The organism is Algihabitans sp., assembly GCF_965226985.1.
GTDB lineage: Bacteria > Pseudomonadota > Alphaproteobacteria > Kiloniellales > DSM-21159 > Algihabitans.
The window spans coordinates 3,993,892-4,015,641 of the sequence record NZ_OZ245712.1 but is presented as its reverse complement, the minus strand read 5'-3'; the positions used below and the strand labels follow the sequence as shown (position 1 = coordinate 4,015,641).

General features: G+C 62.8%; 24 protein-coding genes. 16 read left to right on the top strand and 8 right to left on the bottom strand.

The genetic code is table 11. The annotated features are described in order from the left end of the window. The first annotated feature begins 56 nt into the window (after positions 1-56). The 9 genes from ACO054_RS18375 to ACO054_RS18335 all read left to right on the top strand — a co-directional run bounded on the left by ACO054_RS18375 (position 57) and on the right by ACO054_RS18335 (position 5,767). Positions 57-890, top strand: a complete 834-nt coding sequence (locus tag ACO054_RS18375; protein WP_421708035.1) for a DUF2927 domain-containing protein — start codon at positions 57-59, stop codon at positions 888-890. 276 nt (positions 891-1,166) lie between these two features. Further along, a complete protein-coding gene (locus ACO054_RS18370; protein ID WP_421708034.1) occupies positions 1,167-1,376 on the top strand; it encodes a cold-shock protein in 210 nt (69 codons plus the stop codon). Between the two features lie 267 nt (positions 1,377-1,643). Next, on the top strand, positions 1,644-1,853 hold the full coding sequence (locus tag ACO054_RS18365) for a cold-shock protein (RefSeq protein WP_421708033.1): 210 nt from the start codon (positions 1,644-1,646) through the stop codon (positions 1,851-1,853). Between the two features lie 155 nt (positions 1,854-2,008). Next, a complete protein-coding gene (gene hisB / locus ACO054_RS18360; protein ID WP_421708032.1) occupies positions 2,009-2,596 on the top strand; it encodes an imidazoleglycerol-phosphate dehydratase HisB in 588 nt (195 codons plus the stop codon). A 60-nt stretch (positions 2,597-2,656) separates the two neighbouring features. Next, entirely contained in the window at positions 2,657-3,298 is a 642-nt protein-coding gene (gene hisH, locus ACO054_RS18355; RefSeq protein WP_421708031.1) for an imidazole glycerol phosphate synthase subunit HisH, read from the top strand. A gap of 6 nt (positions 3,299-3,304) precedes the next feature. After that, positions 3,305-3,856 carry a GNAT family N-acetyltransferase gene (locus tag ACO054_RS18350; RefSeq protein ID WP_421708030.1) on the top strand — a complete coding sequence of 184 codons (552 nt, stop codon included), beginning with the start codon at positions 3,305-3,307 and terminating at the stop codon, positions 3,854-3,856. Then, complete coding sequence (gene hisA / locus ACO054_RS18345; protein WP_421708029.1) at positions 3,853-4,602, top strand: 1-(5-phosphoribosyl)-5-[(5-phosphoribosylamino)methylideneamino]imidazole-4-carboxamide isomerase; 750 nt, start codon at positions 3,853-3,855, stop codon at positions 4,600-4,602. The genes ACO054_RS18350 and hisA overlap by 4 nt, the downstream gene beginning before the upstream one ends. Next, positions 4,599-5,444 (top strand): imidazole glycerol phosphate synthase subunit HisF, encoded by an 846-nt coding sequence (gene hisF, locus ACO054_RS18340; protein ID WP_421708028.1) that lies wholly within the window; start codon positions 4,599-4,601, stop codon positions 5,442-5,444. Before hisA ends, hisF begins: the two co-directional genes overlap by 4 nt. Continuing rightward, a complete protein-coding gene (locus ACO054_RS18335; RefSeq protein ID WP_421708027.1) occupies positions 5,441-5,767 on the top strand; it encodes a phosphoribosyl-ATP diphosphatase in 327 nt (108 codons plus the stop codon). Before hisF ends, ACO054_RS18335 begins: the two co-directional genes overlap by 4 nt. Here the strand turns inward: ACO054_RS18335 and ACO054_RS18330 are convergent, their stop codons facing one another. From ACO054_RS18330 to ACO054_RS18305, 6 genes are all read right to left on the bottom strand, one after another. Next, the gene (locus tag ACO054_RS18330) at positions 5,768-7,075 is read right to left on the bottom strand and encodes an arylsulfotransferase family protein (RefSeq protein WP_421708026.1); all 1,308 of its coding nucleotides are present in this window, start codon (positions 7,073-7,075) and stop codon (positions 5,768-5,770) included. It abuts the gene before it with no gap. 12 nt (positions 7,076-7,087) lie between these two features. Further along, positions 7,088-8,209, bottom strand: a complete 1,122-nt coding sequence (locus tag ACO054_RS18325) for a sulfotransferase (RefSeq protein WP_421708025.1) — start codon at positions 8,207-8,209, stop codon at positions 7,088-7,090. After that, the gene (locus ACO054_RS18320) at positions 8,206-8,574 is read right to left on the bottom strand and encodes a hypothetical protein (RefSeq protein ID WP_421708024.1); all 369 of its coding nucleotides are present in this window, start codon (positions 8,572-8,574) and stop codon (positions 8,206-8,208) included. The genes ACO054_RS18325 and ACO054_RS18320 overlap by 4 nt, the downstream gene beginning before the upstream one ends. Before the next feature lie 35 nt (positions 8,575-8,609). Next, positions 8,610-8,879, bottom strand: a complete 270-nt coding sequence (locus tag ACO054_RS18315) for a hypothetical protein (protein WP_421708023.1) — start codon at positions 8,877-8,879, stop codon at positions 8,610-8,612. Positions 8,880-9,345: 466 nt separating this feature from the next. After that, complete coding sequence (acs, locus tag ACO054_RS18310; RefSeq protein ID WP_421708022.1) at positions 9,346-11,283, bottom strand: acetate--CoA ligase; 1,938 nt, start codon at positions 11,281-11,283, stop codon at positions 9,346-9,348. A gap of 155 nt (positions 11,284-11,438) precedes the next feature. Next, on the bottom strand, positions 11,439-11,840 hold the full coding sequence (locus ACO054_RS18305; protein ID WP_421708021.1) for a Rieske (2Fe-2S) protein: 402 nt from the start codon (positions 11,838-11,840) through the stop codon (positions 11,439-11,441). A gap of 111 nt (positions 11,841-11,951) precedes the next feature. Here ACO054_RS18305 and ACO054_RS18300 point away from each other — a divergent pair, with 111 nt between their 5' ends. Then, positions 11,952-13,109, top strand: a complete 1,158-nt coding sequence (locus ACO054_RS18300; protein WP_421708020.1) for an AAA family ATPase — start codon at positions 11,952-11,954, stop codon at positions 13,107-13,109. A 23-nt stretch (positions 13,110-13,132) separates the two neighbouring features. Here the strand turns inward: ACO054_RS18300 and ACO054_RS18295 are convergent, their stop codons facing one another. Next, positions 13,133-13,549, bottom strand: a complete 417-nt coding sequence (locus ACO054_RS18295; RefSeq protein WP_421708019.1) for an EVE domain-containing protein — start codon at positions 13,547-13,549, stop codon at positions 13,133-13,135. 89 nt (positions 13,550-13,638) lie between these two features. Here ACO054_RS18295 and ACO054_RS18290 point away from each other — a divergent pair, with 89 nt between their 5' ends. From ACO054_RS18290 to ACO054_RS18270, 5 genes are all read left to right on the top strand, one after another. Then, positions 13,639-14,403 (top strand): creatininase family protein, encoded by a 765-nt coding sequence (locus tag ACO054_RS18290; RefSeq protein WP_421708018.1) that lies wholly within the window; start codon positions 13,639-13,641, stop codon positions 14,401-14,403. Positions 14,404-14,447: 44 nt separating this feature from the next. Then, positions 14,448-15,245: a M48 family metallopeptidase gene (locus ACO054_RS18285; RefSeq protein ID WP_421708017.1), complete on the top strand. Its 798-nt coding sequence runs from the start codon at positions 14,448-14,450 to the stop codon at positions 15,243-15,245. 148 nt (positions 15,246-15,393) lie between these two features. Further along, positions 15,394-16,044: a GNAT family N-acetyltransferase gene (locus ACO054_RS18280; protein WP_421708016.1), complete on the top strand. Its 651-nt coding sequence runs from the start codon at positions 15,394-15,396 to the stop codon at positions 16,042-16,044. 138 nt (positions 16,045-16,182) lie between these two features. Beyond that, complete coding sequence (locus ACO054_RS18275; RefSeq protein WP_421708015.1) at positions 16,183-17,220, top strand: endonuclease/exonuclease/phosphatase family protein; 1,038 nt, start codon at positions 16,183-16,185, stop codon at positions 17,218-17,220. Between the two features lie 232 nt (positions 17,221-17,452). Then, complete coding sequence (locus ACO054_RS18270) at positions 17,453-18,652, top strand: phosphoglycerate kinase (protein WP_421708014.1); 1,200 nt, start codon at positions 17,453-17,455, stop codon at positions 18,650-18,652. Between the two features lie 203 nt (positions 18,653-18,855). On the opposite strand, the gene ACO054_RS18265 is transcribed toward ACO054_RS18270, so the two are convergent. Beyond that, positions 18,856-19,296, bottom strand: coding sequence for a response regulator transcription factor (locus tag ACO054_RS18265; protein WP_421708013.1), 441 nt, complete (start codon positions 19,294-19,296; stop codon positions 18,856-18,858). A 131-nt stretch (positions 19,297-19,427) separates the two neighbouring features. Here ACO054_RS18265 and ACO054_RS18260 point away from each other — a divergent pair, with 131 nt between their 5' ends. Continuing rightward, complete coding sequence (locus ACO054_RS18260) at positions 19,428-21,722, top strand: ATP-binding protein (protein ID WP_421708012.1); 2,295 nt, start codon at positions 19,428-19,430, stop codon at positions 21,720-21,722. The last annotated feature ends 28 nt before the right edge of the window (positions 21,723-21,750 follow it).

The following is a 21,750-nucleotide window of genomic DNA, read 5'->3' as shown; positions in this document are numbered from 1 at the left end:
GCTTTGTCGGAGAAGACGCAAGAGTGCCTAGGACCGTTCGAAAACCGCCTGGAGTCTTGAGCTGGATTACCGCGCACCCCAGCCGGGCCGCCTGGGCCCTTCTCCCGTTCGTTTTCGTCGGCCTTATCGGCCTTGCCTTCCAGAAGGGATTCTTCGGACAAGCCCCAGATCGCCCTCAGGAAGCCGCCTTTCGCGGGATGCCATCGACCTATGGCGACCTAACGGCGGACCAGTTCGTTGCGATCTTCGACCGGCTGATCTTCTCCGCCAAGGATGGTTGGCACCTGGATCATCTGGTGCGTTGGGAGGAAAAGGAACTGACCTTCGCAAGTGACGCTCCGAGCGACAGCGAGGAGGCGGAACAGATCCGCAGCGTCACACGGCTGCTTTCGCGCTTGACGCGACGAACCTTCGTCGAAGTCTCAAATCCGCGCTTAGCGAACATAGGGATCCGTTTCGACGAACCCCGTCAGTTACAGCCGGGCGAAGAGCCTAACGATCCCGCTAAATCCGAACCGGCCTGCCGAACCTCGATACACTCCGTCGTGCACCCGGATGCGCGCCTCTATACCCAATACATCGGTCAATACAGAACCGAGGTGCCACTGATCGTGAAAGCGTGGGTGCACATCCGCAACGATCTGTCGGCGGAGAGGAAACAGGCCTGCATCGTCGAACAGCTCGTGCGCGCCCTTGGCGTATACAACGACTTGCCCGGACAGCCTTCGATCTTCTCCGGTTCGACCGAGATCTCGACGCTGACCGAGACCGACAGCGCGGTCATCCGCGCCCTCTACGACTCGCGCCTGACTTCCGGCATGCGGCGCGCTCAGGCGCTGAAAGCCGTCAGAGCCTGGTTCGCGGAAGATCTTGCGGACGAAGGGCGGTAACCGCGAAGGTAGACCTGCCTTCGAACCGGGACGGCGGGCGATACGGGCCGAGCCGAGAGCTCCCTTGCAACGCGGGCAAGGTAAGCGCACATTGATAGCGTCAGTTGCTATCGTTTCGTTGTCGCCAAGCTTCGTCCGTTCCAAAGGCCGTCGCACGACTTTACGACCAGACTGCGACTGCGACCGGGGCAGGCAAGACCGCCGCCTTGGAACTTTGGATACCCTGGACGTTCGGATCCCCTGGACGTTCAGATTCGATGACGAGGATACAGACTAATGGCGACCGGTACGGTCAAGTGGTTCAACCCGACCAAGGGTTTCGGTTTCATTCAGCCCGACAGCGGCGGCGCGGATGCCTTCGTGCACATCTCGGCCGTCGAGCGTGCGGGCCTGTCGACCTTGAACGAAGGTCAGAAGGTTTCCTACGAGCTGCAGCAGGGCCGCAACGGCAAGTCCGCAGCCGAGGATCTCAAGCTCGTCGACTAATCTCGACGACCGAGATCGGTTAAGCGAACGAAGGCCTCCCGGTTCGCCGGGAGGCCTTCTCGTTTGAGGGCTTTCTGCCGACTCGACTCTATGACGTGACGTGGCGGCTGATAGAGGTGGCTTGCAAAGTCGCGGCACGAGTCGCACATTCTTACCGACAGTTGCGCTCGTTCCGCCGTCGCCCGACTTACGATCAGACGCGACTGCAACCGGGGCTCGCAGGTCGGCGATCCCGGACGAGAAAGATACGACGAGAGGATACAGACAATGGCGACCGGTACGGTCAAGTGGTTCAACCCGACCAAGGGTTTCGGTTTCATCGAACCGGACAACGGTGGCGCAGACGCCTTCGTGCACATCTCCGCGGTGGAGCGCGCCGGCCTTTCGACCCTCAACGAGGGGCAGAAGGTTTCCTATGAGCTGCAGCAGGGCCGCAACGGCAAGTCCGCAGCCGAGGACCTGAAGATCGTCGGCTAAACGCCGACCGTCGGTTCGTAGCGACCGAGAAGGCCCTCCGGGAAACCGGGGGGCCTTCGTCGTTTCGGCAGCAGCGAGGGATGTTGCGCCGTCGGCCCTGGAAAAGGACGAGCCGGCTTGTTACAAACCCGGCCTTCAAGACCGAGAGGATTTCCATGCGCCGCGCCCAGGTGGACCGTTCGACCAGCGAGACCAAGATCTCGGCCGCCGTCAATCTGGACGGCAGCGGGAACTACAAGGTTTCGACCGGTCTCGGATTTCTCGACCACATGATCGAGCAGCTTTCGCGCCACAGCCTGATCGACATCGAACTGACGGTCGAGGGCGACCTGCATATCGACGGTCACCACACGACGGAGGACAGCGGCATTGCCCTGGGTCAGGCGGTTGCCGAAGCCCTGGCCGACCGCAAGGGCATCGTTCGCTACGGCGATGCGCTGATCCCGATGGACGAGACCCTGACGCGCGTCGCGCTCGATCTGTCCAATCGGCCCTACCTGATCTGGAAGGTGGATTTCACGCGCGACAAGCTCGGCGAGATGGATACCGAGTTGTTCCGCGAGTGGTTCCAGGCCTTCGCACAGCACGCAGGCGTCACTCTGCACGTCGAGACCCTTTACGGCCTCAACAACCACCATATCGTGGAGTCCTGCTACAAGGGGCTTGCGCGGGCTCTACGCACCGCGCTTGAGGTCGATCCGCGTAAGGCCGATCAGGTGCCCTCGACCAAGGGCCTTCTGTAAGGCCCGGCTCAACATCGTCGCTCTCGTCGGCCTTCCGCCGGATTTGGTTTCGGACTCGTCATGACTGTCGCCATCGTCGATTACGGATCGGGGAACCTGCGCTCCGCCGCCAAGGCCCTTGAACGGGCGGCGCGCGAAGCCGGGCTGAACCGACCGATCAAGGTCACCGGCGAGCCGGAGGAGGTGGCGGCCGCCGACCGGATCGTCCTGCCGGGTGTCGGCGCCTTCGGCGACTGTCGGTCCGGCCTGCTGGCCATTCCGGGCATGGCGGCTGTGCTGCAGGAGGCCGCAGGCCCCCGCGCGCGTCCCTTTCTGGGGATCTGCGTCGGCATGCAGCTCTTCGCCAGCCGCGGCCTGGAGCATGGCTGCCACGAGGGGTTCGACTGGGTTCCCGGCGAGGTCGTCACTCTGACGCCGGACGACGACAGCCTGAAGATTCCGCAGATGGGCTGGAACGACTTGGTGCTCGAGCAGGCGCATCCCGTCTTGGCAGGACTGCCGGCCGGGGCGCATGCCTACTTCGTTCACAGCTATCATCTGCAAGCGACCGATCCGTCGCAGATTCTGGCGACGGTGGACTATGGCGGCGCGGTCACGGCGGCGGTCGGCCGGGACACGCTGATCGGCACCCAGTTTCATCCCGAGAAGAGCCAGGCCACCGGCCTGCGCCTGCTCGCCAACTTCCTTGCCTGGAGCCCCTGATCCCCGATGCCCGAAGATCATAGCGTCCCGCGCAAGGTCGAGCGCCTGACCGAGCTTCAAGGAACCGACCTGCACGACCTCTGCGACGCCGCGGAGGCGGCGATCGTCGACGGCGGCGGCTTCGGCTGGCTGACGCCGCCGCCGCGTCAGATGATGGAGGCCTACTGGAAAGGCATTCTGGTGGTTCCCGAACGCGATCTTTTCGTCGCGCGCCTGGACGGGACCATCGGGGGTTCGGCCCAGCTGGTGCGTCCGACCCGCAACAACGAGGCTGGGGCCACCGTCGGAACACTCAGTACCTTCTTCCTCGCCCCTTGGTCGCGCGGCTACGGCCTGGCGGTCGACCTGATCGAACGAATCGCCCAAAGTGCCCGCGACGCGGGGTTGGAAGTTCTGCAGTTGGACGTCCGCGAAACCCAGGAACGCGCGATCCATGTCTACGAGCAGCTCGGCTTCCGGCGCTGGGGCAGTAATCCCCGCTATGCCTGGGTCGACGGAAAGTGGATGACCGGATTCTACTACTTCCGCGACCTCAATCCGAATTCGGTAACGCCATGATCCTGTTTCCCGCCATCGACCTGAAGGACGGCAAGGCTGTGCGGCTGCTGCGCGGCGAGATGGAGGCGGCGACGGTCTTCAACGAAGATCCGGCGGCTCAGGCCGAGGCATTTGCGGCCGCCGGCTTCGAGTGGCTGCACATCGTCGACCTGAACGGTGCCTTCGAAGGGCGTCCGATCAACGCCGATGCGGTGCAGAATATCCTCTGGGCGACCCGGCTGCCGATCCAACTCGGCGGCGGCATCCGCGATATGGCGACGATCGAAAACTGGCTGGACCTGGGGGTCACGCGCGTGATCCTGGGAACGGTCGCCGTCAAGGACCCGACCCTCGTGCGAGCGGCGGCAAAACGCTTCCCGGGGCGCATCGTGGTCGCGGTCGACGCGCGGGGCGGCCGCGTCGCGGTCGAGGGCTGGTCGGAAGTCAGCGAGACGACGGCCGTCGATCTCGGCCGTTCCTTCGAGGATGCCGGGGTCACCGCCCTGCTCTACACCGACGTGGATCGCGACGGCGCGCTGGAGGGGGTCAATCTGGAGGCGACCTCGGCGCTGGCGGAGGCCGTCAGCATACCTGTGATCGCCTCGGGCGGCGTTGCCTCGATCGACGACCTGGCCGCTCTCATGCCGCTTGAGGACCTCGGTGTATCCGGCGTCGTCTGCGGCCGAGCCCTCTACGACGGCCGGATCGACCCGGCCGAGGCGCTGGATCTGCTCGCCGGCTCGCCCGAGGACGGCATCAGTCCATGATGAAGCTGCGCATCATCCCCTGTCTGGACGTCAAGGATGGGCGCGTGGTCAAGGGCGTGAACTTCGTCGACCTGCGCGACGCTGGCGACCCGGTCGAACAGGCCAAGGTCTACGACGCGGCCGGCGCCGACGAGCTTTGTTTTCTGGACATCACCGCCAGCCACGAGAAACGCGGCATCATCCTGGATGTGGTGCGGGCGACCGCCGAGCAGTGCTTCATGCCGCTCACGGTCGGCGGCGGCGTGCGCCGCTTGGAGGATATTCGCGAGCTTCTGTTGGCCGGCGCCGACAAGGTGTCGATCAACACGGCAGCGGTCGAGACCCCCGATTTCGTGCGGCAGGCCGCCGAGAAGTTCGGTAGCCAATGCATCGTGGTGGCCATCGACGCCAAGCGCGCCGATTCGAATGACGACGAAGACAAGCGTGCAGCCATCCCGAGCGGCTTTGAAGTCTTCACGCACGGAGGCCGCCGACCGCGTGGCCTGGATGCCGTTGCCTGGGCAAGACGGATGGTCGAAGCCGGCGCGGGCGAGATTCTCCTGACCTCGATGGATCGGGACGGAACCAAGTCGGGTTTCGATGTGGAGCTGACGCGGGCCGTGGCCGATGCCGTACCGGTGCCCGTTATCGCCTCGGGCGGCGCCGGGACGACTGCCGATCTGGTCGAGGGGCTGCGCGACGGCCATGCGACGGCGGTTCTGGCGGCCAGCATTTTTCACTTCGGGGAGATCTCGATTGCCGAGGCCAAGGAAGCCCTGGCAGAGGCCGGCCTGCCGGTCCGGCCCCCCGAGCTCTCAGGGGAAACGCAGGATGTTCCCGGCCCGCAGGCGGCAAAGTCATGAGTGACGCCGCCGTTCTGGAGCGTCTGCTCGCGACCATCGCCGCGCGCAAAGACGCAAACCCGAGCGAGTCCTACACGGCCAAGCTGCTGGCCAGAGGCGTTCCCAAGATCGCGCAGAAGGTCGGCGAGGAAGCTGTGGAGACGGCGATCGAGGCCGTCCGTGGCGACCGCGCCGCCCTGGCCTCCGAGAGCGCGGATCTGCTCTATCACCTCCTGGTGCTCTGGACGGCCAGCGGACTGGATCCGGCGGAAGTCTGGTCCAAGCTGGAGGCGCGCATCGGGACCAGCGGCCTGGCCGAAAAGGCAGCCCGCGAGGAGCAGTGATCACTCCATCGTCTCGGGCTCCGTCGGCGTTTCGCGCAGACAGTTCGGCAAGCTCTCCTCGAAGAAGCTGTAATTGAGAACAAAGGCTTCGTTGATGAGACCGTTGCGGGTCTCGTCGAATATGTTGTTGTAGATCCAAACCACTTCCCCGTCAGGCGCCGTCTCGAGCACGCGACCGGCTTCGCTTTCCACGATCAGGGTGTTTCCGTTGTCGAGAACCTGATGCCTGCCGCGCCGATAGGAGTAGAAACTCTCCGGCGGGTCACCCTGGAAAGTGGTCCAGACCTCGTCCGTCTCCGGATCGACCCGCAGGATCGCCGAGCGTCCGGTTCCCATGGCATTGTCGTAGACGGAAATGGTCCCATCCGGCAGAAAATCGGGATCGTGCTGACGGTGCCAGGGACCGATCCTCGACCACTTGACCGCTCCGCTTTCCGGATCGACCACAGCGACCTTGTTCAGCGACCTCAGGCTGATGAGAAGGTCTCCAGGCGCGAAGAGGGGGAAAGCGGCCGCCAACTCCTCCGAGAGCTCCTCGACATCGTTGGGGTGGAAGGGATCGAAACCGAAATCGACGCTGTTGGCGCGCTCCTCTCCGCGTATCGCGAAGCGGCCCTCCAGGCCATGCGGCAAGATCACATCGTCTTCCAGCGAGATACGGCGGATCGGCAGACCCGTCTCCGTCTCCACCTCCACCATGTACTCGCGGTCGCTTCTGCGGTCGACGGCATCCGACTCGGGGATGGCCTGCCAGGTCCAAAGCGTGTTGCGGTCCGAGCGACTTACGACATGGTGGAAGTTGCCGTCGAGCACCCACAGCGGACTGCCGCAGCTGTCCAGCCGGGCCAACACCCCTCCATTGTCGAAGTTCACGACGATCGACCCGTCCTCCAGCGGAACCACACCGTGCAGAAAAACGCGGTTCGGGCTTTCGCCCTCCGGCGCCAGCAGAGCGTAGTCGACCGGCCAGTAGTGCAGTTCCGCACCGTCGGGATCGATCAGGCGCAGACCCGCAAGAGCCTCCCGTCCCGGCGTCAGTTCGGAGATGAGGCGCAGGCCCGGCATCATCCGCTCAGGATCGAGACTGCTTGTCGGCTCCGCACCGGGCACCGGGGCTTCCACCAGAAGCAGTGTCGGTTCGATCCCGAGATCGTGGCGCCAATTGCGGAAGAGATCGAGCGAATCCTCGTAAAGCTGAGCCACGAAACTGGTCGGAGGAAGCTGTCGGAAGGCGACGAAGAAGCCGCCGAAGAAAGCGATGACTGTCAGCGAAAGAATAAAGATCAGAAACGAGAGGCGCTCGGCCATCGTTCAACGCCCTTATTGAATTGGTAGCAAGGTACGGGCCTTGCATTTGAGATTTCCATAGAGTGCCTGCGCCGTAGGAAGCAGGGTCTCGAAATCGGGATCGTCAGGAAGGTCGTAGGTACCCGGCGCATGGACCCGCGTGGCCTCCGCCCGCATCGCCTCGGTACAGTCGATATCAATCGTCTCGGCCAAGCTTTCCAGCGAACGTAGAGGTCTTCCGCAAAGGTCGGCATAGTCGATAAAGACAAGAGACTCCCGATCAAGTGCCGCGAAGGCTTCATGCACGGCGATCCAATAGCTCAGCCAGAAGATCGGCCGATCCGGCGAGCCGGGCAGTTTGTCGCCGGGCAGTTTGTCGAAGGAGATCGGCTTGAGATCGGCGCCGAATTCGAAGTGCCCCAGGGACGCCATGTAGCGTCGCGCGAAAGGATCGTCCGCGTGGATCTTTTGAAACCGACTATGTTGACGGTGGAGGGACTGGGCGTGGGACAGAGGATCCCGGAAGGGAACGAGAATGCGACAGTCGGGGAAGATCTCGGGCAGAAGCCGGAGGCGCGCGATATTACTGTTGTTCTTCGAGAGATAACGGCGATTGGCTTGGGTTTGGATGCCGCCCTCCCGCGAGCGTAGGGCGACGACCTTGGCCATGTGGCGTGCGAAGAAGGTTTCGAATTCGGGATCCCGATCTTCATCCGTCCAAAGAGAGATCGAGTCTTCGCTATACTTCTCTCGCCAGAAGGTGAGCCAGACTGTCTCTTCGAAGGCTTCGGGGCTGTCGTAACCGACCGCCATACCGTCACCATGCGGCCGTTCACGTAGCGCTGCCGTCTTGCGAAAGGCGCGCGAGAAGCGATCCCAGATCAGCGGCGCCAGCACGAAGGGCATATCCCGATAGCTGTTCGTCGCCAGCTGTTCCGAAGCCGCAAGAATGTTCAGCAGGTGAGTCGTCCCGGCACGCGGCAAGCCGGCGATGAAAACCGGTCGCTCCGGCCTGCTCTCGGCGAGATCGGCGGCAAAGAGACGATCCTCCATGTCCGCCAGAGCGAGCTGTAGGGGAAACCCCGCGAAGGCCAGGCGATGCAGCAAACGATCCATGCCGCTGTAGCTGGCAGTGGTGTTCTCGGTGGACGTCATCGTCGTATCACCAGGGCAAGGACGGAAACGACAAGGGCCGACATCAAGAACAGGGGATCGACCGCGAGAGACGCGGCCTCGCCAAGATCGTAGAGGCCAAGTTGAGAGCCGAACCAGACGCAGAGGAGCGCCGCCGCGAGCGCGAGAGCGGATCGCCACAAGATCCCAAGAAAAGTGCCCATCAAGGAGACGGCGGCTGCTCGTGCCGCCGCTTCCTTCTCGGCGTCGTCGACCTCCGCCGATTGGAGCAAACCGGTCACGCTGCGCAAACGCTGTCCGCTGTGTGCGACGATAGCGCCGAGTCCGAGCCAACGCAGAACGAGCGCAAACGCCAATATCCCGATCAGGAGAAAGGCGACTGTCATTGGAACTTCGCTCTCATCGAAGAGCGGCACCGCCGTCAGCCGCTACGCCCTCGACTTTCGGCGGTGTTCGCGCTGCCTTGCCGAGCCTTCTGGCGAGCCGCCCGCATCCTTTTGATCGGAAACCAGACAAAACCGACCAGCGCCAATCCGGCAGCCGCGAAGAGCGCAAGAATAGCGCCGAGGGCGGAAAGTCCTCCGCCAGGACCGATGTAGGCCAGCGCCGGTGTGGCGCTCGCGAAAAAGACTAGACCGCCCAACCCCACGTTCCGCCAGAGCTGGCGATATCCCCGTCTCGATCGCGTCATGGCGACGAACCTCCGACTGCCTGTGCTCACTCGCTACGGCGATGAACCGTATCGCTATTTCAAATGGCACAGGGGATGGAACGTCGCCGGGACATCTCTGGCGCAACCGTATGACCGCTCAACCGGAGCTGCGGCCGGTCGGCCTTGATCGAACGAAGGACGGGTAACCAGGTAAACGCCGGATTTTCAAGGCTTTAACGGGAGAGAGTCGCCGGCCGACTCTGCCATAGGAGACAATTTCCAAAAGCGACCGGGCGCGGCAGGGCGACAAGGTTGTGACAGCTGCCCTCAAAGCCCGAAGCCCCCGAGCTTTGGGGACTTCCCGGACAGTTGCAGAGAAAGCGTTGGGCGGCAGGCCTTGGCTGACCGAAGCTTGCCGACACCTTCGCGCTCCACTCCAGGGTGCGAACAGGGGTCATGCCTGAGGTGGGATCACCGCAGCGATTCCACCTCAGGCGATCCTGTTTTAAACGCGGTTCATACGGTTCGCGACGAGATCATCGACCACGCCCGGATCGGCGAGCGTCGAGGTATCTCCAAGGTTGGAGTAGTCGTTTTCCGCAATCTTGCGCAGGATGCGCCGCATGATCTTACCCGAGCGGGTCTTCGGAAGACCGGGCGCCCACTGGATCAGATCCGGACTGGCGATCGGACCGATCTCGCGTCTTACCCACTGGACCAGTTCCTTGCGCAGCGCTTCCTCCGGCTCTTCGCCGGCAACAAGCGTGACATAGGCGTAGATGCCCTGCCCCTTCAGGTCGTGGGGGTAGCCGACCACTGCGGCTTCCGCGACCTTGGAATGAGCCACCAGGGCGGACTCCACTTCGGCCGTGCCCATGCGGTGGCCCGACACGTTGATCACGTCGTCGACCCGCCCGGTGATCCAGTAGTAGCCGTCCTCGTCGCGGCGACAGCCGTCACCGGTAAAGTACTTGCCGGGATAGGTGGAGAAATAGGTCTGCACGAAACGCTCGTGATCGCCGTAGACGGTGCGCATCTGTCCGGGCCAGGAGTCGGCGATGCAGAGATTGCCTTCGGTAGCCCCTTCCATATGCCGGCCTTCGGCGTCGACGATCACCGGCTGGACCCCGAAGAAGGGACGCGTCGCCGAGCCGGGCTTAAGGGGGGTCGCGCCCGGCAGCGGCGTGATCAGGATGCCGCCGGTCTCGGTCTGCCACCAGGTGTCGACGATTGGGCAACGTCCTTCGCCGACCACGTTGTGGTACCAGAGCCAGGCCTCCGGGTTGATCGGTTCCCCGACCGATCCCAACAAACGCAGAGAAGTCCGCTTGGTTTTCTTCACCGGCTGTTCGCCCTCGCGCATCAAGGCGCGGATGGCTGTCGGCGCAGTGTAGAAGATATTGACCTTGTGCTTGTCGCAGATCTCCCACATGCGGGAGGCATCGGGATAGTTGGGAACGCCTTCGAACATCAGCGTCGTAGCGCCGTTGGCGAGGGGTCCATAGACGATGTAGCTGTGCCCGGTGACCCAGCCGACGTCGGCTGTGCACCAGTAGACCTCGCCGTCGTGATAATCGAAGACGTATTGATGCGTCATCGAGGCATAGACCAGATAGCCGCCACCGGTGTGCAGCACGCCTTTCGGCTGGCCCGTCGAACCCGAGGTGTAGAGGATGAAGAGCGGGTCCTCGGCCGCCATCTCCTCGGCCGGGCAGTCGTCGGAAACCTTGCCCAACTCCTCGTGATACCAGCGGTCGCGGCCGTCCGCCCAGGTGATCGAGCCGCCGGTGCGACGCACCACCAACACGGTCTTCACGTCGGGGCAGGACTCCAGCGCCTTGTCGGTATTAGCTTTCAAGGGCACCTTGCGGCCGCCGCGCAGTCCCTCATCGGCCGTAATGACGAAGGTCGAACCGCAGTCCTGGATACGGCCGGCCAGGGCGTCCGGCGAGAATCCGCCGAAGACCACGGAATGGATCGCGCCGATCCGCGCACAGGCCAGCATGGCGTAGGCCGCTTCGGGGATCATCGGCAGATAGAGCGTCACCCGGTCGCCCTTCTGCACGCCGTTGGCCTTCAGGACGTTGGCCAGGCGGCAGACCTCTTCGTAGAGTTCGCCGTAGGTGATGTGCTTGTGCTCGCTGGGACTGTCGCCCTCCCAGATGATCGCCGTGTCGTTCTTCTTGGTTTCCAGATGGCGGTCGATGCAGTTGTAGGCGACGTTGGTTGTGCCGTCGTGGAACCAGCGGATCTTCACCTCGCCGGGACCGTAGGCGACGTCTTTGACCGCCTGATAGGGCTTGAACCAGTGGATGCGCTTGCCGTGCTCTCCCCAGAAGCCTTCCGGGTCGGCGACAGATTGTTCGTACATTTTCTGGTAGCCGGCGGCGTCGATCCAGGCCGACTGGGCAACCTCGTCCGGCACGGGGTAGGTACTGCTCATCTGCGGTCGCGCTCCCTCTGCTCTGCTCATTTCAGGGGCGCGGTCGTTGGTCGTGCCGGCCCCAACTGGAAATAGACCTCGCTTCAGCCAGAACTATTCCAGAAAAGTACACTGCTTAACAACAGCAGGTCGCAGACCGTAGGTGTGCCGATCAACTAGCCGGCAGCCGGAAGGGGCGCTGTCAAGACCAGCCACCCCTCGTCGTCCGGCTCGACAGAGATGGGCGTCAGCGCCTGACCGGCGCAGGGCCCCGAGATGCAGTAGCCGGTCGCAGGTTCGAACAGCGCCCCATGGGTGCGACAGATCACGTGGGTTCCGGCCGCATTCATGAAGCGGTCCGGCACCATCTCCAGCGGCACCCCGAGATGCGGGCAACTGTTCAGGTAACCATGGACCGACCCGCCGACCCGCAACACGACCAGTTCGCGAGGCCCCGTTTCGTCGTGCAGGAGCAGCGACTTGCCCTCACCCTCCTCGATCTCGACGAGGCGGCAAAGGCGCAGCGGAAGCCCTGTTGAAATCAAAGGAGGCGAACGAGGTGGCAGAGAATCGGACATGGCGCTTCGGACGAGATCGGGTCAAGCGGCAACTGTAGCGGTTTCCAGCGTTTTGGTGTTCTCTGCACGACTATCGAGCTTGGATCTAGCCTGGGATCGAACGCGTCGCCTATGGTCCTGACACTCGCGGTTTCCGGTTACCGATCTCTACGGAACCTCGTGGTTCCCCTCGAACAGCTGACGGTCATCACTGGACCCAACGGCAGCGGAAAATCGAGTCTCTATAAGGCAATGCGCCTTCTGGCCGATGTCGCCCAGGGACGAGCTATCGCCGCCCTGGCCCTGGAGGGCGGGCTGCCATCGACGCTGTGGGCGGGGCCGGAAGCCTTCTCGCGCGGGATGAAGACAGGCGATGTCGCGATCCAGGGAACGGTCAGGCGCGAACGGGTGAGCCTGAGACTGGGCTTCGCCGATAACGACTATGGCTACGCCATCGATTTGGGCCTGCCGGTGCGCGCCGGCAGTTCGCTGTTCAACTACGATCCCGAGATCAAAGCAGAAGCTCTTTGGGTTGGCGAACATCTCAAGCGCTCCAACCTGATAGCGCAGCGCAAGGGACCGAGTGTCACCGTCATGGACGAAGCGGGCCGCCACCGCAACGTTCTCGCGAACCTGGCGAACTTCGACAGCATGATGACTCACGCCTCGGATCCGCGCGGGGCGCCGGAGCTGCTCGCGCTGAGAGAACGCATGCGTTCCTGGCGTTTCTACGATCATTTCAGAACGGATCGGGAGGCGCCCGTCCGCTACCCGCAGGTCGGAACGCGAACGCCCGTGCTAGCATCGCATGGCGCCGATGCGGCGGCGGCGTTGCAGACCATTCGCGAGATCGGCGATCCGCAGGCGCTGGACCACGCCATCGACGATGCCTTCCCCGGCGCGTCTCTGCAGGTGACCGCAACGGATGGGCTTCTCGAGATGGTCATGCATCAGCAGGGACTGCTGCGCCCCTTGAGAGCTGCGGAGCTCTCGGACGGCACACTGCGATATCTGCTGCTGATGGTGGCTCTGCTCACCCCGCGACCTGCCCCTTTGATGGTCTTGAACGAACCAGAGACGAGTCTGCACGAAGATCTTCTGGAACCGCTGGCCCGGTTGATCGCCAAAGTGTCCCAACGGAGTCAGATCGTCGTCGTTTCCCATGCCGAGCGCCTCGTCAACGCCCTTAGGCGGCAAGACCGCTGCATCAGCTATGCACTCAGAAAGGACTTGGGAGAAACAGTGATCGAAGGGGTCGAGCATCTGCCTTGGGCTTGGCCAAAGCGCTAGAGCTTGCCCTCCGCCGAAGCCGTTCAGTCGGGATCGGTCTCCGCCATCGAACAGATCAGCCGCCAGGCTTCGTCCGGAATCGGCATGACGGAGAGGCGCGACTGCTTGAGCAGCGGAAGCTCGGCCAGCTTGGGCTCTGCCTTGATCTCGGCGAGGGTCACTGGCCGCTCGACCGGTTTGACCGCCGTAACGTCGACCATACCGAAGCGACCGGAGGCGTCGGTCGGATCGGGATAGTACTCGCGCGCCACCTCGACAATGCCGACGATCCGCTTCTCGTTGACCGAGTGATAGAAGAAGGCGCGGTCGCCCACCGTCATGGCCTTGAGGTTGTTGCTGGCCTGATAGTTGCGGACACCGTCCCAGTGGTCGGTGCCGGCGGCGACCTGGTCGTCCCACGACCAAGTGCCCGGTTCGCTCTTCATCAGCCAGTAGGCCATAGCGCATTCCCTTCTCTTCGTTTGTTCTGCGGATAGCAAAAGCATCGGGACGGCGCTAGCCTGAACGACTTGCCCCTCGAGGAGTCCCCATGAAACTGCAGCTTTCCACCTGGCCCGAGGTCGAGGCCTACCTCAAGACCTCGACCGCCATACTGATCCCGATCGGCTCGACCGAACAACACGGTCCGACCGGCTTCGTCGGGACCGACGCGCTTTGCCCGGAGATCCTGGCGGACGGGATCGCCGAACAGACGGGCGCCCTGATCGCTCCGACCGTTTCCGTCGGCATGGCGCAACATCACTTGGGATTTTCCGGCTCCATGACGCTGCGGCCTTCAACCCTGATCGCGGTGCTGCAGGACTGGATCAACTCCCTGTCCCGCCACGGGTTCGACCGCTTCTACTTCTTGAACGGCCACGGCGGAAACATCGCGACTGTTTCGGCCGCTTTCTCGGAGGTCTACGCTCAAGCCAGCCTCGGCGCGGCCCCGTCCAATCGGCCGGCGCTGACCTGTCGCCTGCGCAACTGGTGGGACCATCGGGACGTTCAGGCCCTGGCCAAGCAGTTATTCGGCAGCAGCGACGGCCAGCACGCCACGGCTTCGGAGATATCCTTGACGTACTACGGCTACCCAGAGGCGGCGAAGCGCGCGGAAGCAGGCGCGGCCGGTATGAGTCCCAAGGTGGCGCCCACCGGCGGCTTCACCGACGCTGCGGATTACCGCCGCAGGTTCCCGGACGGCCGTATGGGCAGCGACCCGACGCTGGCCAGCGTCGAGAAGGGCCGTCAGCTCTACGAAACCGCAGTCAGGACGCTGTCGGAGGATTGGCGAAGCTTCGCCAATGGCGGCTGAAACGTCGAAACGACTCCGGGTTCTGCTGCTAGACTCTCGTCATCATGACGCAGCTTGATAGCCTGCCGACGCGCAAGGGCGCGATAACCTCTGCCCCACGGGCCGTCGAGATCGACGGCCGGATGGTCCCGCTGGCGGTGCGGGTCAACGCCCGCGCACGGCGCATCATTCTGCGTTTGGCGCCGGGCGCCGCGCCGGACGGCAGCGACGGGGTGTCCCTGACTCTGCCCGCGCAGGTCAGTCTGTCCGAGGGTCTCGCCTTCGTCGAGCGAAGCCGGGGCTGGATCGCTGCCCGCTTGAAGCGCCTGCCGGCGCCGGTGCCCATCGCCGACGGAACCCTGCTGCCGATCCTGGGCGAGGAACATCTGGTCAAGCACGCTCCCTGGAGCCGCCGGCCGCCGTGGACAGAGAAGGGCATCCTTTGGGTCGGCGGTGCGGAGGAGCACCTGCAGCGCCGCGTGACCGACCATCTGAAAAGCATCGCCCGCCGGGAGATTGCCGCCCGCGCCCGCGCCAAGTCCGCGAAACTCGCCGCACAGTCGACATCGTCGGGGAAAACGCCCGCGCCGAACTTGCGGCCTCTCGGACGTATCACCTTGCGCGACACGCGCAGCCGCTGGGGCAGTTGTTCCTACAGGGGCGATCTCAGCTTTTCCTGGCGTCTGATCTTCGCCCCGCTTCCTGTACTTGACTACGTCGTCGCCCATGAGGTGGCGCATCTCGCGCATCTCGACCACTCGCCGGCCTTTTGGCGCGTTTGCGACGCGCTTAGCGAAGAGCCAGGTTGGACCAGGAGTTGGCTTCGTCGGCATGGAACCGGGCTGCTGCGCTACGGCGGCTGAGACAGAGTCGCGGTGGCCAGCGAAGCAGTCCGGCAACTGAGCGTACCGTGAAGTTCCTCACAGTTGCTGTCGGCGGCGTCGTTTATCTCTGCACCATAGGCCGGCACAGCGAAGACCTGCCGGCCCCGACGTTGCTGAGGCCAGAAGAATGGGAACGAAAGCAAGCGGCAAAGAACCGGCGGCGGTTTCACGTTCGGCCCGACCGGACGATGCCCCTCTGCTCGTCGAGTTGGCAAACCTGGCAGGCGAAGGTCTACCGCTGCATCTCTGGGAGGGCTTGGCCGAGCCCGGGCAGACCGCAAGGGAAGCCGGTATCGCGCAGGCGAGACGCGATACCGGCGGCTTTTCCTACCGCCATGCCACGGTGATCGAAGCCGCGTCGGACTCGGACACCCCGCGCCAGGTTGTGGGTATGCTGGTCGGCTACCGTCAGAGCGTCCCCTACGAGACTCAAGACCTAGCCGACTTGCCACCGCCCATTCTGCCCCTGATCGAATTGGAGGCGGAAGCGGAAGCGGCGGCGGAGGCGGCCGGATTGGCGGGCTCCTGGTACGTCAACGTCTTGGCGGTCTTGCCGGCCTTCCAAGGCCGAGGGCTCGGCAGGCGGCTGCTGGCCCTGGCCGAGGACAAAGCAGCGAAAACCGGTGCGGGGCTCATGAGCCTGATCGTCGACTCCAGCAATCGCGGCGCCTTCTCGCTCTATCTGCGTGAAGGTTACCGGGAAGTCGCGCGGCGACGTCTGGTGCCTTGGCCCGGCGGCCCGACCGGGGACTGGGTCCTGCTTCTCAAGACGCTGTAACACGGCGCCTCACGACATTGCGCCTCGGTCACGTGTCTGGAGTTTGTCGCAGCGGCCGACCATCCCTTCGTCACGCGGCCGTTATCTCCCTGAAGTAGCATTCGGCATCACGTTGCCGAAACCTGGGGAGGTGCAGCCATGACCCTGCTGAAGATTGCCAATTGGAACGTCGAGTGGATGAACCGTTGGTTCACCGCCGACGACGCGGGCGCGCCCCGGCTTCGGCGTTCGGAGGAAGTCGCAGGCGTCAGCGACCTGCAGGGGCTTTGCACCCGCGTGGCCGCGGTCATCGAGGCGATCGACGCAGACCTGGTGGCACTTCAGGAAGGGCCCAGCCGCAAGAGCGAGATGTCCCTCTTCGTGAGCCAGTTTCTCGGCGATCGCTACGAGATCCAAGGACCGGCCGGACGAGGCCAGCAGAAGCTCTATACCTTGATCAAGCGCGGCAGCCCTGCGATCGCCGACGTCTTTCGGATCACGGAGGAGTTAGGCTTCGACTTCGAGGCCGATTGGGAGGTCGATATCGACCACGATCTGACGCTCGACAGCTACGGTTTCACCCGTCCGCCGTTGGTGTTGAGGATCGAAACCTCCTCAGGACGCATGCTGCGGCTGATCAACCTGCATGCCAAGTCGAAGTACGTCCACCAGGGTGAGCGTCTGTGGCGCGACCCTCTGCGCCGAGACGAGTATGTCCGCGAAGCCCTTCAAGCGCGGCGGCGCATCTCGGCCGAAGCCATGCGGGTGCGCGAGTACCTGGATCTCAGCTTCACGCAAGACGAACAGGCCGCCATCGCCTTGGTCGGGGACTTCAACGACGGCCCCGGCTTCGACTACTTCGAGAAGCGCTACCTGACGCACGGTCTGGCCAACACCTTGGCCGGTTCACCCTACATCCCGCCCCGCATGCTGCGGCACGGCTTCGTCGACGAGATGCCGAAGGAGCTGAACTGGACGGCGATTTTCGACGACTTCATCGAAGAGGTGACGAACCGCAAGATCCTGCTCGACCACATCCTGCTGTCGGCCAGCCTCTACTGGAACCAGGGTGCGCGAGCCTCGAGCGGTCTGATCGAGCACGACATCTTCAACGCTCAGGTCCGCGACGATCTGACAGGCGAACGCGAGAAGTGGCCAAGCGACCACCTGCCACAGAGCGTCACGCTTGAACTTTAGCGCCAGACTCGGTCTGGGCTACCCGGCTCAAGCGACACGACAATCGGGGTGAGGCGATTCGGAACGGCGTTGTCATGCGATTTGTCTCCCGCGACGCCTTGGCGCACCCTTGGGAGATCGAGTATCACTGCCGCCGGCGCGAGACGAGCGCCCCGACCAGTCGCGTTCATCCCATCGCGTTCATCCCATCGCGTTCATCCCATCGCGTTCATCCCAGTCACAGGCGGACGGCATGCCGAGCTTCAAGACGATCGACGACCTGCAGGTTTCCGGAAAGACCGCTTTGGTTCGCGTCGACTACAACGTGCCGCTGCGGGACGGCCGGGTAACCGACACCACCCGGATCGCACGCTCCAAGCCGACGATCGACGATCTGATCGAACGCGGCGCCAAGGTGGTTCTGCTCGCCCACTTCGGACGGCCGAAGGGCGAACCCAACACGGCGATGTCGCTCCGGCCGGTTGCTGGAGCCGCAGGCGAGGTACTCGACCGCCCCGTCGCCTTCGCCGAGGACTGCATCGGGCCAGCCGCCGAAACCGCGGTCGAGCAGCTCGCATCGGGTAATGTTCTGCTGCTGGAAAACCTCCGCTTCCACGCTGGAGAAGAAGCCAACGATCCCGCCTTCGCCGATAGCCTCGCCAGGCTTGGCGACGTTTACATCGACGATGCCTTTTCCGCAGCGCACCGCGCCCACGCATCGGTCGAGGGTCTGGCCCGTCGCCTACCGGCCGCCGCGGGTCGGCTGATGCAACAGGAACTGGACGCTCTCGGCAGGACGCTGGAGAATCCCGAACGCCCGGTTGCGGCCATCGTCGGCGGCGCCAAGGTCTCGACCAAACTCGATTTGCTCGGCAACTTGGTGGGAAAAGTTCAGCTGCTGATCGTTGGCGGCGGCATGGCGAACACCTTTCTCCATGCCCTGGGGGTCGATGTCGGCGCCTCACTTTGCGAGGCAGAGATGTCCGCTACGGTCGGCGATATCGTCAGGACCGCCAAGGCCCAGGACTGCGATATTCTGCTGCCGACCGACGCCTTGGTGGCCAAGAAGCTGGCGGCAAATGCCCCTTACGATACCGTTTCGATCAAGAACGTTCCAGCCGACCAGATGATCTTGGATGTCGGCCCGGCGACGGCGGACCACATCGTCAAGCGCCTTGCCGACTGCAAAACCCTGGTGTGGAACGGCCCGCTGGGTGCCTTCGAATTCCCGCCCTTCGACAGCGGCACCAACGCGGTCGCGAAAGCCGTTGCGGACTACAGCGAGCAGGGTCGATTGCTGACGGTGGCCGGCGGCGGCGATACCGTGGCGGCCCTTGCAAATGCGCAAGCCGTAGAGCGCTTCTCCTACGTTTCCACCGCCGGTGGGGCCTTCCTGGAGTGGCTTGAAGGCAAGATGCTGCCGGGCGTGAAGGCTTTGGAAGACGCGCTCTAAAAACTTATGATGGGCAGAGGATCACCTGTTGTCGGGCGGCCCCCAGATCGCAATGCGGGGAAACGGCAGAAACGCCGAACACTGCGTCTATAACGGGATATTCTTCTTGTCTCTTGCGCTCTGCTTGTCAAAAAATGGCGCAGGGCTCGTTCGCCATAGAATAGAGCTTTCCACCTCGGCACTTTCACATAAAACCGAGATCTCTAAATCGCCTGATTGGCACCATAGGTGTCTTGTTTTGATTTTTTGTTGTCGTTGCTATTTTTTGACCAAACTCTCTCGACCTCTACAGAGACAAGAGGGCCAATTTTCCCCGCTTTTATTGGCTTGCGCAGACCCAAATCCGCACCTAAGACAACAGCATATTTGATCGCGTCGAAGCCGTTGAAGGTTCCACCGCTCGACATCGCGATGATAAGTCCGTCGTATCCCGCACGGCGCAGTAATCGAATCATCTCAAGCCCGTTCAATTCGGGCATAAAAACGTCCGCCACCACAGCGACTGGCTTCGAAACTTCGAAAGCGCGAACGGCTTCTTCACCGTTCGAGAATTTGACAACTGAAAATCCGCTTTTTATGAGGTTTTCAGAAACCAGCTCTCGGTCAACCTTCATATCGTCTACGACAAATACAGTCTTATTCATTAAGACGCCTCCTGTCGTACAGCTGTAAAGTCAACTTACATTTTCCAGATTACGGAAACAAGGTAAGAATATGGTAACCTTGCGAACTCTAGGTTTCATCCTACGCGAGAGATGATTCTGCGAAGGGATCGATGCTCGACCTCGCCCTGCTGGTTCCACTGGTAACAAACCTGGGTTTAATGGCTGCGCTGGCGGTCGCCTACGCAGTGTTGATGCCTCATCTCGAAAAGACGGCGGGCCCCTTCGACTCAAAGCCTCGCCTGACGCGGTCTCTTGTTGTGGGCCTGATCTTCGGCGTGGCCGGTGCGGTTGCCATGTACCTTCCGGTCGAGTTCGCCCCTGGCATCATCTTCGACGTTCGCGCGATCCCGCTGTTGTTGTCGGGAGTCTTTGGCGGCCCCTTGGCGGCGATCTTTGCCGGTGCCTCCATCGGCGGTGTCCGGATCGCCATCGGCGGTGCAGGAACCGTGCCGGCGCTGGTCGCGGCGAGCGGATTTGTCTGCATGTCCATCGGGCTATGGCATCTGCGGCGGACCAATCCCCGCTTCGGCGTACATCATCTGGCGCTGGCCGGATTGCTCTGCATCCTCCCCATCTTACTGGGCGTCAGCTTGCTGGGTCTGGAGATGACGAAAAGCATCGTCAACGCCCTGGCGATCCCGATCATGGTCACCCATACGGCCGGCTGCTACATTGTCGGCTGGCTGTTGCTCAGCGAGGATCGCAGGCGAAAAACCGAGGAACAGCTTAGGGTCGCCCGTATCGCGGCAGATCAGGCGAACGACGCAAAGTCGCAGTTTCTGGCGCAGATCAGCCATGAGCTGCGCACACCGATGTCCGCCATTGTCGGCTCTTTGGAGCTCCTGTCCATGGAGCGCCTGAAGTCCGAACATCATGAGATGCTGGAGGTAACGCGCCGCTCTGCAAGCAACCTCGTCAAGCTGCTCAACGACCTCCTGGACCTGTCCAAGATCGAAGCCGGTCGCATGGTCTTTACGGAACACCAACTCAACGTACAGGAACTGCTGAACGATCTTCAAATTCTCTACAGAAAGGCCAATCCCTCAGACGCCGTGACCCTCAGCCTCCGAATCGCGCCCGAGGTTCCCGAGTACATCCAGGTCGACGGTCACCGGCTGAAGCAGATCCTCAACAACCTGATCGGAAATGCCCTGAAGTTTACGCGAGAGGGAGAGGTTGAACTGACGGCGGATATCGTTCCCACCGACAGGCTTTCCCAGGACAGGGTCTCCACCCAAGCCAAAGCCCAGACGATGCGGATCGTTGTGCGTGATACGGGAATCGGCATTCCAGTGGATCGGCAAGAGGCGGTTTTCGAGGCGTTCGAGCAGGCGGATGCTCGGATCGATCACGAGTTTGGCGGTACAGGTCTCGGGCTACCGATTAGCCGCAGGCTGGCGCGCGCGATGGGCGGTGATCTGACGCTCAGCAGCGTCGAGCAGGTTGGCACTTCCATGACTCTCCTACTCCCCTTCACTGCCGTAGACAGGCAGCGCGCAGGAGAAGACACAGGCCGACCCGAACCGAGCCTTTCCGAACTGGTGTCCGCCAAGCCCTTCGCCGGCAAAAGGATACTGCTTGCGGAGGATGTCGAAGCGAGCCGGATGGTTATCGACCGTATGCTGACGGCCCTCGGCGCGGAGGTTATCGCCGTCCCCGATGGTGCGCAGGCCGTGAGCAAGGCGGCTGAAGGCGTCGACATCATTCTGATGGACATGCAGATGCCGGTGATCGACGGCCCCGAGGCGACGCGCCGGATCCGCGCACTTTCAGGGACAGTCGCCGAGACTCCGATCTTCGCGTTGACGGCCGATGCGACACAGGTGAACAAGAGACGCTATCATGCAGCAGGGTTGGATGGCGTTCTGACGAAACCGGTCGACTGGGGGGAATTAGTCGCCGTTGTCGCTAGCTTCCCCGACTCGGATACTGCCAGTATCCCGCAACCCTCCACACCACCTGCATCACCGGGCGACTCTGCTTCTCCGACGAACCTGAGCGTTTTGAAAGTGGCGAAGTCGGAGCGTTGGAATCGTGAGACAATCGAGTCTCTGGAACTCTCTCTCGGACATCAGACAGTCGTCGATCTGCTGTCTCAACTGCCGACTTCTATCAGCCTCTGTCTCGAAGACATCAAGACGGCCTTGCAGAACGACACCGACTTTCAGAAGCAAGTCTGGCTGTCCGCACATTCTCTAAAGGGTGCGGCCGCGAATTTGGGATTCGACAGGCTACGCACCCTTGCGGAACAGCTGGAGACCAGCGCCGACTATAGCGAAACGCAGTTAGCGGCCGCCTCGCTCGAAGAAGAGCTGGAAGAGATCACGGCTCTTATAGAGACCTATGTCGCTACCCCTTACCGAGATAGGCAGCGCACGGAGAGATCTGTCTCCGGAGCCACCTAGAGCGGGGTCGCCGAACCGCGCCAACCAA

What these genes read in the sequence shown, in the direction of transcription:
- ACO054_RS18370 (WP_421708034.1), top strand. Translation starts at nt 1,167, where the DNA reads ATGGCGACCGGTACGGTCAAGTGGTTCAACCCGACCAAGGGTTTCGGT.
- ACO054_RS18365 (WP_421708033.1), top strand. Translation starts at nt 1,644, where the DNA reads ATGGCGACCGGTACGGTCAAGTGGTTCAACCCGACCAAGGGTTTCGGT.
- hisB (WP_421708032.1), top strand. Translation starts at nt 2,009, where the DNA reads ATGCGCCGCGCCCAGGTGGACCGTTCGACCAGCGAGACCAAGATCTCG.
- hisH (WP_421708031.1), top strand. Translation starts at nt 2,657, where the DNA reads ATGACTGTCGCCATCGTCGATTACGGATCGGGGAACCTGCGCTCCGCC.
- ACO054_RS18350 (WP_421708030.1), top strand. Translation starts at nt 3,305, where the DNA reads ATGCCCGAAGATCATAGCGTCCCGCGCAAGGTCGAGCGCCTGACCGAG.
- hisA (WP_421708029.1), top strand. Translation starts at nt 3,853, where the DNA reads ATGATCCTGTTTCCCGCCATCGACCTGAAGGACGGCAAGGCTGTGCGG.
- hisF (WP_421708028.1), top strand. Translation starts at nt 4,599, where the DNA reads ATGATGAAGCTGCGCATCATCCCCTGTCTGGACGTCAAGGATGGGCGC.
- ACO054_RS18335 (WP_421708027.1), top strand. Translation starts at nt 5,441, where the DNA reads ATGAGTGACGCCGCCGTTCTGGAGCGTCTGCTCGCGACCATCGCCGCG.
- ACO054_RS18330 (WP_421708026.1), bottom strand. Translation starts at nt 7,075, where the DNA reads ATGGCCGAGCGCCTCTCGTTTCTGATCTTTATTCTTTCGCTGACAGTC.
- ACO054_RS18325 (WP_421708025.1), bottom strand. Translation starts at nt 8,209, where the DNA reads ATGACGTCCACCGAGAACACCACTGCCAGCTACAGCGGCATGGATCGT.
- ACO054_RS18320 (WP_421708024.1), bottom strand. Translation starts at nt 8,574, where the DNA reads ATGACAGTCGCCTTTCTCCTGATCGGGATATTGGCGTTTGCGCTCGTT.
- ACO054_RS18315 (WP_421708023.1), bottom strand. Translation starts at nt 8,879, where the DNA reads ATGACGCGATCGAGACGGGGATATCGCCAGCTCTGGCGGAACGTGGGG.
- acs (WP_421708022.1), bottom strand. Translation starts at nt 11,283, where the DNA reads ATGAGCAGTACCTACCCCGTGCCGGACGAGGTTGCCCAGTCGGCCTGG.
- ACO054_RS18305 (WP_421708021.1), bottom strand. Translation starts at nt 11,840, where the DNA reads ATGTCCGATTCTCTGCCACCTCGTTCGCCTCCTTTGATTTCAACAGGG.
- ACO054_RS18300 (WP_421708020.1), top strand. Translation starts at nt 11,952, where the DNA reads ATGGTCCTGACACTCGCGGTTTCCGGTTACCGATCTCTACGGAACCTC.
- ACO054_RS18295 (WP_421708019.1), bottom strand. Translation starts at nt 13,549, where the DNA reads ATGGCCTACTGGCTGATGAAGAGCGAACCGGGCACTTGGTCGTGGGAC.
- ACO054_RS18290 (WP_421708018.1), top strand. Translation starts at nt 13,639, where the DNA reads ATGAAACTGCAGCTTTCCACCTGGCCCGAGGTCGAGGCCTACCTCAAG.
- ACO054_RS18285 (WP_421708017.1), top strand. Translation starts at nt 14,448, where the DNA reads ATGACGCAGCTTGATAGCCTGCCGACGCGCAAGGGCGCGATAACCTCT.
- ACO054_RS18280 (WP_421708016.1), top strand. Translation starts at nt 15,394, where the DNA reads ATGGGAACGAAAGCAAGCGGCAAAGAACCGGCGGCGGTTTCACGTTCG.
- ACO054_RS18275 (WP_421708015.1), top strand. Translation starts at nt 16,183, where the DNA reads ATGACCCTGCTGAAGATTGCCAATTGGAACGTCGAGTGGATGAACCGT.
- ACO054_RS18270 (WP_421708014.1), top strand. Translation starts at nt 17,453, where the DNA reads ATGCCGAGCTTCAAGACGATCGACGACCTGCAGGTTTCCGGAAAGACC.
- ACO054_RS18265 (WP_421708013.1), bottom strand. Translation starts at nt 19,296, where the DNA reads ATGAATAAGACTGTATTTGTCGTAGACGATATGAAGGTTGACCGAGAG.
- ACO054_RS18260 (WP_421708012.1), top strand. Translation starts at nt 19,428, where the DNA reads ATGCTCGACCTCGCCCTGCTGGTTCCACTGGTAACAAACCTGGGTTTA.